Below are 13,070 nucleotides of genomic sequence, written 5' to 3'. Positions count from 1 at the left end.
CTAACCTATATATTTGTACAAATTGTCCAGAATGTTATACGTAAAGTCCACTAATGTGGTCAATATCCAGGGCCCGAACAAAAGCAATGCCAGCAATACGGCAACAATCTTCGGAACAAAGGCCAGTGTCTGCTCCTGAATCTGGGTTGTCGCCTGAAAAATGCTGATAATCAAACCCACGACTAGCCCCAAAATCAGCATCGGAGCGCTCACCTTGAGTACAATATACACCGCTTGCCCAGCTAGGGAAAAAATAAACTCCGAAGTCATTGCCGTCCTCCTTGATTGCTGTCCCTGCATGAAATATTCATGTGTTAAAACTCAGAAGCAATGATTTGACTACCAAATACCAACCATCTACAAGTACAAATAGCAGTATTTTAAAAGGAAGTGAAATCATTACCGGTGGTAGCATCATCATCCCCATAGCCATGAGTGTACTCGCTACTACAATGTCTATAACTAAAAATGGTATGAAAATCATAAAGCCCATCTGAAAGGCCGTTTTCAACTCACTGATTGCATAAGCCGGAACCATCACCGTTAGTGGAATATCCTGATAATTCTTTGGTTTTTCCATCTTGGTGTATTTCATAAAGAGCAGTAGATCCTTCTCACGTGTATGAGAGAACATAAAGGTCTTGATCGGTACCGATGCCTTGTCCAGCGCCTGAGACTGTGTTATATCCCCCTTGAGATACGGCTGAAGCGCAGTTTCATTCATAGCTGAGAACGTCGGTGCCATAATGAATAAAGTGAGAAACAAAGCCAGTCCAACAAGCACCTGATTAGGCGGCATCTGCTGGGTTCCCAGCGAAGTTCGCACAAAGCCAAGCACAATCACAATTCGCGTAAAACTTGTCATAAGTACAAGCAACGCGGGCGCTACACTAATGACAGTAATAAGTAAAATAATAGACAGCGAGGTGGCACCGGGCTGTCCTTTGTCCGAATTGCCGACTTGAATATCAATGTTCGGAATCGGTTCCGCAGAGGCCGCCGTCACCGAAATGAAGCTGAACAAGACAAGCAGCAAACATGCAAGTATAATCTTTTTTCTCATGAATCTCCCGACCGATCTGTAGTATTCTCCTCATTGCGCAGCTTTTCAAGTTTATCCTTGCGATTCGGCATTTGCCGAAGCTTGGATTCAAACATCTCGTGAAAAGATGTCTCCTCTTCAGGCTGCTGCTGTGCCGCGTTGTTCCGGCGAAGCTTATCCGCAATTTTAGCGAATAGCGGGGCAATCGGGCCGCGCTGCAGAGAAGCTTCCTGCTCCAGTGCGGCCAAAATTTGCTCCACTTCTTCAGGATCGGATACTTTGTCAACAAGCTGGATATCTTCTCCCACACCAATGAGGTACACACTGCTACCTACTTCAACAAGCTGAAGGGATTTATTGGGACCCAGTCCCACGCCTCCCAGTATGCGAACGGAGCGGTTGCTGAACCAGCTCTGATTTCTTTTACTCAAAAACCGTATCAAGTACACGATCAGTACGATGATAAAGATTAGCACGAAAAGGACCCAGGCAATGTTGCCTATATTGCTGGATGTACTCAATGCGTCAGAGGCACCCTGTTGTGTATCCATACTGGGTGCGCCTTACACACCCAGTGTTTTGTTGATGGCTTCGATAACCCGATCCGATTGGAAAGGCTTAACGATAAAATCTTTTGCGCCAGCTTGAATGGCATCAATAACCATTGCTTGCTGACCCATCGCGGAACACATGATAACCTTTGCATTCGCGTCAATTTGTTTGATTTCCTTCAGAGCGGCAATGCCGTCCATTTCAGGCATCGTGATATCCATCGTAATCAGGTCCGGACGAAGCTCCTTGAATTTTTCAATGGCCTGTGATCCATCTTGGGCCTCTCCTACTACCTCAAATCCATTTTTGGACAGGATGTCCCGAATCATCATTCTCATAAATGCAGCATCGTCCACGATCAAAATACGGTTTGCCATCTGAAATAAATCCTCCCTAAATTATGCTTTTATTGTAATTTTTGAATACGGTCCCATTGACTTACAATATCTGTTACGCGCACACCAAAGTTCTCGTCGATTACGACAACCTCGCCCTTGGCAATCAGTTTGTTGTTAACCAAAATGTCCACCGGCTCCCCAGCAAGCTTGTCTAGTTCAATAATTGAACCTTGTGAGAGCTCCAGAATATCTTTAATTTGCTTTTGGGTCCTTCCTAATTCTACGGTGACTCTAAGGGGAATGTCCATCAATAAATTTAAATTGTTTTCATCCACTTGCGCAAATGCACCGGACTGCAAGTTAGAAAATTGTACAGGTTGTACATTTACATTACGTCCCGGTACTGCGCCGTAATGATGAGGCGTTCCGTAAGGAGCTTGCGGCGGTACACCAGCTGGCATTCCATAACCCGGTGTTCCATAGCCTGGAGCGCCCTGCTGCCCATATCCCGGGTCTTGAGGATACATTGGCGGTTGTTGACCATAGCCTGCGTCTTGCGGCGCCTGCGCGGCTGCAGGTGGCTGTTGATAGGCTGGTGCAGGCGGTTGCTGCGGAACGCTAGCTTGTTGCGGCGCTTCGGGAGCAGCTGTTGCAGCTACCTGCTGTGCGGACGCTTGCGGTTGTTCCTCATCCTCTCCGCCATTCATTAGGATGCTCACCATTTTTTTGGCGAAATTAACAGGTAACAGTTGCATCAGCGTAGAGTCAATAAGATCCCCGATCAATAACCGGAAGGAGACTGTGATGAGCGTCTCTTCATCCGGCAGACTGGATACTCCATCACCGTGCATAGGATCCAAAATATCAATCCCCGGTGGAGAGATATTAACAAAACGATTAAACATAGTAGACATTGAGGTCGCCGACGATCCCATCATCTGGTTCATCGCTTCCTGCACAGCACTAATGTGGATTTCATTCAATTCTTCATCTGCTGGGTTTCCTTCACCACCAAGCATTAAGTCCGCTATCACTTGTGCATCACGCTTTTTGATTACGAGTGAGTTAATACCCTCGAATCCATCGACATAATTTACATGTACAGCTACGTGTGGCTTTGGAAATGCAGTTTCAAATTCAGAACGGGTAATAATTGAAACTTTAGGTGTCGTAATATCCACCTTTTGACCGAGCAGTGTGGAAAGAGCCGTAGCTGCGCTGCCGAACGTTATATTACCGATTTCCCCGAGAGCATCCTGCTCCAGAGGAGTCAGAAAATCGTCAACGGTCTTGCCTGCGGGAGTAGAATCCGTCCCCGCTTCAGACTGTTTCAGCAAGGCATCGATTTCCTCCTGGGACAAATAGTCTTTACTCGTCAATTTCTTCAACTCCTTCGTTGACAATTTCATCAATTTGTACGGCAACACGATCTCTTACCATGCCGGGACTTCCCATAAACTTCAATTTCTCGCCTACCCGGATGGATAGTCCTTCTTTGACAGGTTTGTTCAATGAAATGACATCCCCGACCGAAAGACCCAGAAACTCGGCTACATTTATCCGGGATTCACCCAACTCCGCAATAATAGGGAGCTCTGCTTTGGTGACCCGTAATCTCAAGGCGTCAATCTCTTCGGGCGCCCTTGATTTCTTTTCGGATGTAAACCACTGGTGCGTGGACAGTCTAGCCATAATGGGTTCCAATACCACATGCGGGATACAGAGGTTAATCATCCCTGTGGTATCACCAATTTTGGTACTAAGCGAAATCAGAGCAATCGTTTCATTCGGCGAGACAATCTGCATGAACTGCGGATTTGTTTCCATCGCCTCTAGACGCGGTTCAATGTCCAGTACCGTTTTCCAAGCCTCTTGCAGGCTATCAAAGGTACGACTGAAAATTCGCTCCATAATCGTCGTCTCGATTTCGGTCAACGCAGTAACCTTTGACGGTGCCGAACCTGTTCCTCCGAGAAGCCTGTCCAACATGGCATAAGCAACGTTCGGGTGAACCTCAAGCACCATACGGCCTTCCAGCGGTTCAGCTTCAAAAATGTTTAGAATGGTCATTTTCGGAATGGAGCGAATGAATTCATCATAAGGAAGTTGCTCCACCTGAACGACATTAATTTGGACAAAAGTACGAAGCTGCGCTGAAAAATATGTGGTCAGATACCGAGCAAAGTTCTCGTGTATCCGCGTCAGACTCCGTATATGATCCTTGGAAAACCTAAGCGCTCTTTTGAAATCATAAGCGCGAACTTTCTTTTGGGTATCTTCCTTTTTAAGTTCTTCCGCATCCATTTCACCGGACGAAAGAGCTGCTAAAAGGGCATCAATTTCCCCTTGTGACAGTACATCCACCAATGTTATTCACCCCCTTACGTGTTCCTGACAAGTTCACCTGGAATCAAATGGCTGCCAGCAAAAAGTCTGTAATTTTGGCGTTCCCCAGGTGACCTTCAGGGAGCGACTTGTTGATGAGATCCGTCAGCTTGTCACTGAACTGGTCCCGGCCTTTAGCCGTTCTGAGCTCATCAGGTTTGGTGTCTGCAAGTAATTGAATAACGATGGGCTTAATACTGATGTCTTTGATTTTTTCAAAAGATTCTTTTGCTTTGGCATCGTTCAATTGAAAAGATAGGTTCATCTGAACAATGTAATCTGCGTCTGCCAGATTTGTTTTGATACCGGTAATTTCAGAACTCACTTCCACCAATTCATCTGCTGACAATCTTGGGAGTTGTTCTGCCTGAGCAGCTTGCGCATTCGGTATGACTTCCGACTTCTTCCCGCTAAGCGCTGGTATAAGTACAAAGGCCGCGCCTGCAATCAAAGTAATCGCGAGTAAAATTGTAATGAGCCATGGCAGCATCTTCTTCATTCGTCTTCCTCCATTTGTTGCACTTTTATCGTGGCGGCATGCATGCCGATTTCACGGCTGTAACCCTTGATCAAGGAGACGACATCTGCCGCTTTTTCCAATACAATCAACCGTTTCCCCGTCACCAAAGTGACGTATGTATCCGGTGTTTCCTCCACAGTCTCAATGAGCAGCGCATTAAGCCACATAGGCGAGCCGTTCAGCCGCGTTAACGGGATCATCGTAATACCAACCTCCTGATAGGTGCGGAGGAGCCTCTACTCCTCCGCGTTTAAATAAGATTATCGTTTCAAGTTTACAACTTCCTGAAGCACTTCATCCGAGGTCGTAATGATACGCGAGTTCGCTTGGAACCCGCGCTGAGCTACGATCATTTCGGTAAATTCGCCTGTCAGATCAACGTTAGACATTTCCAGCTGACCTGAGATAATAGCACCGGTGCCATCATCAGTGCTGTTTGCTTCCATAGCAGTGATTTCACCCTCGTTTCCAGAGTTAACTGTAGCACGATACAGACTACCCCCGATTTTTTCTAATCCTTCTGGATTGATTACTTTAGTTACTCCAATTTTGGTAGCATTATCTGTTCCACCAGATGCCAAAGTTTGTACAATGGTTCCATCCTGAGAGATTGAGAAAGCAGTAACATCGTCTGCTAACGTAATGGGAACTCCACCACCTGAATCAGCAACAAAAAAACCGTCCGAAGTTACCAAATGCCTATTTCCGTCAATGTGAAAATCTCCTGCTCTAGTCAAGTATGGAGCTTCTTGATCCGCATTCATTTTAACCAAAAAGAAACCATCACCATTAAGGCGTAAATCTGTTGGATTATTCGTCGTCATGGCACTTCCTGGTAAATGAAGCGTGTCAATGGAAGCCACAGTCGAACCCAATCCAATTTGCTTTGCGTTACTTCCTGCCGTTTCTTCTCCAGACGCACTTGCACCTGAACTCGTTTGGCTCAAGATATCCTTGAACATCACTCGGCTGGACTTGAAGCCTGTAGTATTTACGTTTGCAATGTTGTTACCGATAACGTCCAGCTTCGTTTGAAAGCCCTTCATGCCCGATACACCTGAATACATTGATCTCAACATTGAGTATAAATCCTCCTCTGATTGGTTGCTTAGTTGACCGCATCAGTCGATCCGCGGCTTTTTCATGGCTTTCCTATTCGGGCCAGCCACTTCGTATACATTTTTATGAAATAATTACAGCACTATCTATCTGCGTAAATACGTTATCCTCCATGGATTTCTTATCCATCGCGGTAACAACTGTTCGATTAGGTACACTTACAATCAAAGCCATATCCTGCATTAAGATCAGTGATTCTTTGGCGCCTTTGGCAGCTGCTTTATCCACAGCAGAGTTGATTTTCGCCATTTGGTCACTTCTCAACTCTATTCCCCGCTGCTCCAGACGCTTGGCTGCATGGTTGCTCAGCTTGAGCACCTGATCCTGCAACACCTGACCGAACGGTCTGGCACTCTTCGATACCGAATTTACTCGGTTTTGTGAGATTGCTGCTGGGGGCACATTGGCGGGAAAAAGGCGTCCGACCGTTATTCTGTCATTCATGAGTTCTCACCGCTTCCAGTAGAGGAAGAAGATGAAGTATCCGATGTATCTGTAGCGGGAGTCGTTTTGTTAGCCTGGCTCACTGATGTTACATCTTTTAATGCCACCTCAGCCGCTCCCATTTTGGCATACTGCACACCGTCACGAATAACGATGGAATCCACGATTCCACTTTTCACTGTACCCGCACCTGTTTCACCTGTAATGGAGTCTTTTTTACCTGCCTCAATCCAGCTGACTTCTTTTCCTATCAAACCGGAGGCTGTACCTAAAGACTGTCCCAATGCATTCAACTGCGTAGAAATGTTCATCAGTTGTTCCACCGAGGAAAACTGGGCCATTTGAGCGATAAATTCTTTATCCTCCAAAGGCTGCATCGGATCCTGATTTTGTAGCTGGGTGATCAAAATTTTCAAAAACTGATCTTTACCCATCGTTTTAGTATCCTTGGCACTTGCTGTTTTGACATTATTCACATTGTAATTCGGCCAGACGTTACTGGTGGATACATTGTTGTCTGTAGTCGTCATTGTGTTCTCACCTCCATCATTACGCTTGTGCTGTAAAGGAGCCTGTCCGATTCATATCATCTGCGCGTTGTTCAGCTGTCCAGTTACGAAGCTCTTCTGCCATTTCAGCTACCTTCAAAGCATCCTCGCTCTCTTCTCTACCTCGAGCTTTGGAACGTTGATTGGATTGCTGCTGCTGATTAGCTCCAGATCCGCGTCCATCCTGATACATATGGGAGGAAAGCGACTCATTGTGCGTTACTTCTACCTTATCTACCTGGATACCTTGGCTCTGGAGACTCGAACGCAGCTGCGACATTTGCTGTTCCAGCAAATCCTTCGCTCCGCTATGCTCAGTCATGAACTGGGCAACCAGATGACCATTTTGCATTGTCAGCTTAACCTCCAGCTGGCCCAGATGATCTGGACGAAGCATGATAGTCGCTTCCGTCAAGCCAGTGTGTTTTACAATGTCAAGTTTCTGCACTACAAATTCGGTCATCTCCTTGGCAAATTGCCGCACATGTACGACTGGTTGGGCCGGAGCCGAAGGCGTTGTTCCTTGCGTTTGTACCGAAAGCTGTCCCGCAGTCGTGATCACTGGAGTCTGATTGTCAGTTGCTGTCGAATCCGCTTGCTCAGTTGCATCTACGAATGCACTCGCTTCATCCGTTGCAGTCGTCTTAACTGCAGACTGAACGAGAATATTAGTTGATGAACGTTGCCCTTCTGAACCTTGTTGATTAGTTTCGCCTTGACTAGCTTGCTGCTGAGAAGCAACAACCTGTTTGTCTGTAGTGGCTGTAGCTACGGTCTGAGTACCATTTGTTCGATTTGCAGAAGGCTGAACTGCTTGTGAATCCCCACCATCAGCAAGTTCCACAGCTTTCATTACACCATTCCACTGCTCATCGGAAATTGCTCCCGTACCTGCCGTTGCGCTTTGGAGCGATTGTAGCAACTGTGTCACCTGGGACTTTTGGTCTCCAGAAGCCTGCTCTGCTACATTGGCAAGTTGTGACAAAGCGTCCTGCAATGCAAATCGAAGAGTAGCCGGGTTGGCTGCCAAGGCTGTTAAGCCTGTCGCCTCTGTCGTTTCTCCACCGTTTAACTGTTGATTTGTTCCGTCGCCTTGCAAAAACTGTTGTACTTGCTGAATCCAAGCTTGCAGAGTTGCAAGCAGAGCAGGATCGGCAGCTACTTGATCATCCAACTTTTCGAGATTCTGCAGCAAAGGAGCCAGTGTTTCGACCAGCGACTCGGTTGGAGCTTCCGTGGATTCTCCAGTCGCAATAAGCGGGAGTACCATAACTAATGGAGAACCGTTCGCATCTGTGCCTGCTGAGCCCGTTTGCCCGCCTGTCATCATTTGCGTAAGTGTTTGATTAAAAGCACCCGTGGTTGCTCCAGCAGCTGTGGCTGTAGTCGTTGTTGAGGCCGTTGTACTGCTAGCTGTCTGACTGGAGCCGAGCGATACACTTTGAGAAATAAGGGTCATTTATTTTTCACCTCCCTTCATTTAAATTACTTACTGCCCATCAATTTGTTTAAAATTTTTGCGGTCTGAGCCGCATCCTTGGCAGACATATTTTGTAGTAAAGAACCACGTGTCGAATCATCTACTGTATTTAATATGTTTAATGCCTTGTCTGGACTGATTTTGTAAGTTTGCAAAATAAGTTCGGCACCGCTCTTCTTGTCCATGGAAGCAAATGTGCTACTGATTTGAGTGCTTTGCAAACTCTTACTCGTCGTGCCAGCTGTGGTACCTTGATCCTTTTTCAGACGAGACTGCAACGCTGCAACTGACAAATCCGTAGATGGCGTTACGTTTTTCAGAGCCATAGTAATATCGGCTGCTTTTTTAGCGTCCATCTTTTGCAAAATCTTCGCACTGTTGGCAGGGTCCATGTAGCTTAACAGCTGCACAGTCTCTTCCGTAGTCAGATTCTCCATAATCGGTGCCGCTTTACTAGCTGTCATTCCTTCATACATGCTAGCAAGATCTCTGGCCTGTTTTACATAAGGATCTTCATTTGTTGTTCCACCTGTAGTTTGCGTACCAGCCTGTCCCTGCTGACTGGCCTGTGGCTGCTGTTCCTGTTGCGTTTGGAGCGTATTGACCTGATTCTGCAGTTCAGTAACCTTTTTATCTTGTGTCGTCTTAGCAGCGGTAGCCTTTTTAAGCTCCTCCGTCTGCTTGGCTAGATCTGCCTTTAACTGCTGAATGGTTGCTTCAGAACTTTCGGACTGAGCCTTTTGATCTGCCTCTTTCGTCTGTGTAGCCTTATCTTTCGGTTCAGGTACCCAATTTTTAACAACTGGTATTTTGTTCCCTAATGAAATCATTTCGCTTCTGAAGTCCATATTGAACAATGTAAGCAGGACCCCGACCAGAACGATTGTGAACACAATCGGAATCAGGAAAAACATAAACCGTTCAAATCCCCCGCCTGATTCTTTTCCTAAATCCATATCCAGTTCATTTTCTGCTAACTTCTGTGCCATCGTCTTCCTCCTCAGGCAGCTGATATGCGTATCCTATGACTTTCCGCTTACCGGGCTTTCATGGCAAATCGCACGGAAGCCATTTCATCCAGCTCGTTCTGCTCGCGCAGGAGCACTTCCTGTTGGAATTTCACGTTGGCCTTCTCTCTCGCTTTCAGCCAAACCTGTTCATCCAGCATTTTATCGGTCAAAACGGTTTGTTTGCTTTGCACATTTTGCTGCGCATATTGAACATCCCTATGCTTGCGTGTAATACATTGGTCCAGATGATTAACATAAGCCTGTAATTCCTGAATGGTAGAGAGTGGTGCGCAATCCTCGGCAGCCTTTTGGATGGCTGATATGACTCGATTCCTTTCGCCTACAAGCTGTGTTAATGTCTGCTCCTCAGCCTGCAATTGTCCAACAGCACTGGAAAGCAACCATTCGGCCTGTGACTTTTCGTTGGTTTTCAAGTCTACAACTTTCTGAAAGGAATACTGAAATCTCATCGTTCAACCTTCATCTCCTCGTAAATTCAGAAATCAAACGCTCTCTTACCTCGTCCAGCTCAGCCTTTTCATCTGTTCTTTGTCTTGTAAAATCCCATATATCCCGTATACGCTCCATGGATTCGTCAATTTCTGCATTTGAACCCTGCTGATAGGCCCCAATATTAATCAGGTCCTCCGAATCTTTGTAAATGGCCATCAAGCGCTTAATGTTCTCGGCAGCGTCTATCTGATCTCGTGGTGCGATATCCTTCATAACCCGGCTAATACTCGCTAACACATCGATTGCCGGAAAATGTCCTTTGTTCGCAATTCCACGATTCAAGACAATGTGTCCATCCAAAATCCCGCGCACCGCATCCGCGATGGGCTCGTTCATATCATCACCATCGACCAGTACCGTATAGAAAGCGGTTATGGAGCCAGTAGGGCCTGTCCCTGCACGTTCTAGAAGCTTAGGTAGACTAGCAAACACGGAAGGTGTGTACCCTCTCATTGCCGGTGGCTCCCCTACGGCTAGGCCGACTTCACGTTGGGCCATCGCATACCGGGTAACTGAATCCATCATCAGCATGACATTCAACCCGCGGTCCCGAAAATATTCCGCGATCGTCGTTGCAATAAGTGCACCCTTAATACGGATTAACGCAGGTTGGTCGGAAGTTGCCACAATGACCACGGAACGTTCTAGTCCCTCCGGACCTAAATCCCGTTCAATAAAGTCCAGCACCTCGCGTCCACGTTCCCCGATCAAGGCGATTACATTCACATCAGCTTCCGTATTACGGGCAATCATTCCCATCAAGGTACTTTTACCTACACCCGAACCTGCAAAAATACCAACCCGTTGTCCTTTACCGATAGTAAGCAACCCGTCAATAGCGCGCACCCCGATACTGATTGGTTCCTGCACACGCGGACGATTCAGCGGATTGGACGGAATATTGAAGGTTGAATATCTCGCCATTCGCGAGGGAATCAATGAGCCATCCAGAGGCTGACCCAAGCCGTCCAGCACCTTGCCTAACAGTTCCGACCCGACCTGCACATTCAACGGCTTCCCTGTTCCTACTACATCACAACCGGGACCAATGGATTGCAGTTCTCCAAGTGGCATTAGAAGCACTTTATTGTCCCTGAAGCCTACAACCTCCGCTTGCAACGGCTTTGCCGTTTTACCCGGATAAATGTAACAAACATCCCCGATACTGGCATCTGGACCTTCCGATTCAACCATCAGGCCGATAACCTGCGTAACCTTGCCATTTACCCGAACCGGGTCCAGCTGGCGCAAATGATCCATGTAGCGCTGCGTATTAAGCCCCTTCATGTCTTCGCTCCTCATTCTCATGTGCCAGACGCAGTAGTTCCTTTTTGATCTCAGCTAATTGCGTATCAATCCGCGCATCCACGCTCCCAAAAGAAGAACGGATAACACAACCGCGATCTTTCACGGTACCATCAGGAATAATTTGCAGTTCTGCCTGCGAATCGACAGTTAATGACAATTCTTCTCGTGCACCTTGCACAAATGCGAAATGCTGAGGCGACACACACAATGTAATGGTTCCTTTTTCCCGCTTACGAGCCAAATTTTTACGAATTAATTCAATTGTGTAGTCCGGCTCAAGGCTAAGCTGTTTCTCAATGACCTTCTCAGCAATAGCACTACTCAGTTCAACCAGAAAAGGCTCAGCTTCCTGAATTAGTTGTTCCTTTATCTCATAGGCCTGACGTAGAATATCCTGTGCTTCTTCCATCATCTGCTCTGATTTCGTCTGAAGCTCGGCCTCAGCCAGCTTCTGACCTTCTTCATATCCTTGCTGAAACCCATCAGCCTTTAACGACTGAGTCAGCTGATCGTCATGCTCGCGTCGCTCCTGCCACCAGGCTTCAATCTGCTGCTGCGCCTCCTGAAGCATCCGTTCCGCTTCTTCAGCTGCCTCGCGAACCTGACGTTCGGCAAAATCCTTAGCATCTTTCAGCATTTCATCCCGTAGCCGTTCAGCCTCATGATCTCGCTGAGGCTCCGGCTCCGTATATTCAGTTGTGATTTCTTCGTCCGTCGTTTCTGGCGCATACGTATGTGCCACATCAATTGTTTTCAAAGCCTCTACAGGAATATATTGGAAAGATTTGATCAAGTTAGACAATGATGTCATCTCCTCCGCCGCGTGCGATTATAATCTCACCGGCCTCTTCCAATCTGCGGATCGTCGATACGATACGTGTCTGTGCTTCTTCCACATCACGCAACCGCACCGGTCCCATGTACTCCATTTCCTCTTTGAAGGTTTCTGCCATACGTTTCGACATATTTCGGAAAATCACATCACGTACTTCTTCACTGGATACTTTAAGCGCCAATTGCAAATCTGCATTGTCGATATCGCGGACAATGCGCTGAATGGAACGGTTGTCCACATTGACGATATCCTCGAACACGAACATTCTTTTCTTAATTTCCTCAGCCAGTTCTGGATCTTGAATTTCAAGCGAGTCGAGAATCGTACGTTCGGTTCCGCGGTCTACGCCATTCAAAATCTGAACAATGGACTCAATACCACCTGCATTCGTATAATCCTGCGTCGCGGTTGCAGACAGCTTTTGCTCCAACACTCGTTCCACCTGGGAAATAACTTCCGGAGATGTACTGTCCATGACAGCGACACGCCGGGCCACATCTGCCTGCTTTTCCTGTGGCAGAGACGACAGAATTGCAGCCGCCTGCTCGAATTGCAAGTACGAAAGCACGAGAGCAATCGTTTGCGGATTCTCATTCTGTATAAAATTCAATATCTGGTTTGGATCAGCTTTGCGGGCAAAATCGAAGGGTCTTACCTGTAACGTCGCTGTTAGACGGTTAATGACCTCAACTGCTTTTTGCGATCCGAGTGCTTTTTCCAATATTTCTTTAGCGTAATTAATACCGCCTTGGGAAATGTACTCCTGAGCCAAACAAATTTGATGAAACTCGGCCATGATGGAGTCCTTCTCAATGGCATCGACCTTCCGCACATTGGCAATTTCCAATGTAAGTTGCTCGATCTCCTCATCACGCAAATGCTTGAATATTTGAGCAGATACCTCTGGTCCCATTGTGATCAGAAGTATAGCTGCTTTCTGTCTTCCCGTTAAACCTTGACTGCTTGCCTTTGCCAA

17 protein-coding genes are annotated in these 13,070 nt (G+C 46.8%); all 17 read right to left on the bottom strand.

Annotated features, from left to right (window positions below; translation table 11 throughout):
• The 17 genes from fliQ to fliG all read right to left on the bottom strand — a co-directional run bounded on the left by fliQ (position 1) and on the right by fliG (position 13,070).
• Positions 1-270, bottom strand: a complete 270-nt coding sequence (fliQ, locus tag MKY75_RS09550; RefSeq protein ID WP_165147589.1) for a flagellar biosynthesis protein FliQ — start codon at positions 268-270, stop codon at positions 1-3.
• 37 nt (positions 271-307) lie between these two features.
• Positions 308-1,063: a flagellar type III secretion system pore protein FliP gene (gene fliP / locus MKY75_RS09545; protein ID WP_016820959.1), complete on the bottom strand. Its 756-nt coding sequence runs from the start codon at positions 1,061-1,063 to the stop codon at positions 308-310.
• Positions 1,060-1,593 carry a flagellar biosynthetic protein FliO gene (locus MKY75_RS09540; RefSeq protein WP_029517000.1) on the bottom strand — a complete coding sequence of 178 codons (534 nt, stop codon included), beginning with the start codon at positions 1,591-1,593 and terminating at the stop codon, positions 1,060-1,062. Before MKY75_RS09540 ends, fliP begins: the two co-directional genes overlap by 4 nt.
• 12 nt (positions 1,594-1,605) lie before the next feature.
• Positions 1,606-1,971: a response regulator gene (locus tag MKY75_RS09535; RefSeq protein WP_010346372.1), complete on the bottom strand. Its 366-nt coding sequence runs from the start codon at positions 1,969-1,971 to the stop codon at positions 1,606-1,608.
• Between the two features lie 29 nt (positions 1,972-2,000).
• A complete protein-coding gene (gene fliY / locus MKY75_RS09530) occupies positions 2,001-3,311 on the bottom strand; it encodes a flagellar motor switch phosphatase FliY (protein WP_165147592.1) in 1,311 nt (436 codons plus the stop codon).
• Positions 3,301-4,299: a flagellar motor switch protein FliM gene (fliM, locus tag MKY75_RS09525; protein WP_029516998.1), complete on the bottom strand. Its 999-nt coding sequence runs from the start codon at positions 4,297-4,299 to the stop codon at positions 3,301-3,303. The genes fliY and fliM overlap by 11 nt, the downstream gene beginning before the upstream one ends.
• Positions 4,300-4,342: 43 nt before the next feature.
• Complete coding sequence (locus MKY75_RS09520; protein WP_023988194.1) at positions 4,343-4,816, bottom strand: flagellar basal body-associated FliL family protein; 474 nt, start codon at positions 4,814-4,816, stop codon at positions 4,343-4,345.
• On the bottom strand, positions 4,813-5,037 hold the full coding sequence (locus tag MKY75_RS09515) for a flagellar FlbD family protein (RefSeq protein WP_013309896.1): 225 nt from the start codon (positions 5,035-5,037) through the stop codon (positions 4,813-4,815). Before MKY75_RS09515 ends, MKY75_RS09520 begins: the two co-directional genes overlap by 4 nt.
• 60 nt (positions 5,038-5,097) lie before the next feature.
• The gene (locus MKY75_RS09510; RefSeq protein WP_029516997.1) at positions 5,098-5,916 is read right to left on the bottom strand and encodes a flagellar hook-basal body complex protein; all 819 of its coding nucleotides are present in this window, start codon (positions 5,914-5,916) and stop codon (positions 5,098-5,100) included.
• Between the two features lie 103 nt (positions 5,917-6,019).
• Complete coding sequence (locus tag MKY75_RS09505; protein WP_165147595.1) at positions 6,020-6,400, bottom strand: TIGR02530 family flagellar biosynthesis protein; 381 nt, start codon at positions 6,398-6,400, stop codon at positions 6,020-6,022.
• Positions 6,397-6,930 (bottom strand): flagellar hook capping FlgD N-terminal domain-containing protein, encoded by a 534-nt coding sequence (locus MKY75_RS09500; RefSeq protein WP_165147598.1) that lies wholly within the window; start codon positions 6,928-6,930, stop codon positions 6,397-6,399. Before MKY75_RS09500 ends, MKY75_RS09505 begins: the two co-directional genes overlap by 4 nt.
• A gap of 19 nt (positions 6,931-6,949) precedes the next feature.
• Positions 6,950-8,407 carry a flagellar hook-length control protein FliK gene (locus MKY75_RS09495; protein WP_165147601.1) on the bottom strand — a complete coding sequence of 486 codons (1,458 nt, stop codon included), beginning with the start codon at positions 8,405-8,407 and terminating at the stop codon, positions 6,950-6,952.
• Between the two features lie 26 nt (positions 8,408-8,433).
• Positions 8,434-9,417, bottom strand: coding sequence for a magnesium transporter MgtE N-terminal domain-containing protein (locus MKY75_RS09490; RefSeq protein ID WP_023988189.1), 984 nt, complete (start codon positions 9,415-9,417; stop codon positions 8,434-8,436).
• 47 nt (positions 9,418-9,464) lie between these two features.
• A complete protein-coding gene (gene fliJ, locus MKY75_RS09485; RefSeq protein WP_029516992.1) occupies positions 9,465-9,908 on the bottom strand; it encodes a flagellar export protein FliJ in 444 nt (147 codons plus the stop codon).
• Positions 9,909-9,918: 10 nt separating this feature from the next.
• A complete protein-coding gene (gene fliI, locus MKY75_RS09480; RefSeq protein ID WP_029516991.1) occupies positions 9,919-11,238 on the bottom strand; it encodes a flagellar protein export ATPase FliI in 1,320 nt (439 codons plus the stop codon).
• The gene (locus tag MKY75_RS09475; protein ID WP_165147604.1) at positions 11,225-12,061 is read right to left on the bottom strand and encodes a FliH/SctL family protein; all 837 of its coding nucleotides are present in this window, start codon (positions 12,059-12,061) and stop codon (positions 11,225-11,227) included. Before MKY75_RS09475 ends, fliI begins: the two co-directional genes overlap by 14 nt.
• Entirely contained in the window at positions 12,054-13,070 is a 1,017-nt protein-coding gene (gene fliG / locus MKY75_RS09470) for a flagellar motor switch protein FliG (protein WP_013309887.1), read from the bottom strand. The genes MKY75_RS09475 and fliG overlap by 8 nt, the downstream gene beginning before the upstream one ends.

The sequence above is a fragment of the Paenibacillus sp. FSL L8-0663 genome (genome assembly GCF_038008125.1).
GTDB lineage: Bacteria > Bacillota > Bacilli > Paenibacillales > Paenibacillaceae > Paenibacillus > Paenibacillus polymyxa_D.
The sequence above is the reverse complement of the archived record's forward strand: the minus strand, read 5'-3'. Positions and strand labels throughout refer to the sequence as shown.

Excerpts from the sequence above, each read along its gene's own strand:
- MKY75_RS09505 (WP_165147595.1), bottom strand. The coding sequence starts at position 6,400 with ATGAATGACAGAATAACGGTCGGACGCCTTTTTCCCGCCAATGTGCCC.
- MKY75_RS09515 (WP_013309896.1), bottom strand. The coding sequence starts at position 5,037 with ATGATCCCGTTAACGCGGCTGAACGGCTCGCCTATGTGGCTTAATGCG.
- fliQ (WP_165147589.1), bottom strand. The coding sequence starts at position 270 with ATGACTTCGGAGTTTATTTTTTCCCTAGCTGGGCAAGCGGTGTATATT.
- MKY75_RS09540 (WP_029517000.1), bottom strand. The coding sequence starts at position 1,593 with ATGGATACACAACAGGGTGCCTCTGACGCATTGAGTACATCCAGCAAT.
- MKY75_RS09490 (WP_023988189.1), bottom strand. The coding sequence starts at position 9,417 with ATGGCACAGAAGTTAGCAGAAAATGAACTGGATATGGATTTAGGAAAA.
- MKY75_RS09495 (WP_165147601.1), bottom strand. The coding sequence starts at position 8,407 with ATGACCCTTATTTCTCAAAGTGTATCGCTCGGCTCCAGTCAGACAGCT.
- MKY75_RS09520 (WP_023988194.1), bottom strand. The coding sequence starts at position 4,816 with ATGAAGAAGATGCTGCCATGGCTCATTACAATTTTACTCGCGATTACT.
- fliJ (WP_029516992.1), bottom strand. The coding sequence starts at position 9,908 with ATGAGATTTCAGTATTCCTTTCAGAAAGTTGTAGACTTGAAAACCAAC.
- MKY75_RS09500 (WP_165147598.1), bottom strand. The coding sequence starts at position 6,930 with ATGACGACTACAGACAACAATGTATCCACCAGTAACGTCTGGCCGAAT.
- fliP (WP_016820959.1), bottom strand. The coding sequence starts at position 1,063 with ATGAGAAAAAAGATTATACTTGCATGTTTGCTGCTTGTCTTGTTCAGC.
- MKY75_RS09510 (WP_029516997.1), bottom strand. The coding sequence starts at position 5,916 with ATGTTGAGATCAATGTATTCAGGTGTATCGGGCATGAAGGGCTTTCAA.
- MKY75_RS09535 (WP_010346372.1), bottom strand. The coding sequence starts at position 1,971 with ATGGCAAACCGTATTTTGATCGTGGACGATGCTGCATTTATGAGAATG.
- fliI (WP_029516991.1), bottom strand. The coding sequence starts at position 11,238 with ATGAAGGGGCTTAATACGCAGCGCTACATGGATCATTTGCGCCAGCTG.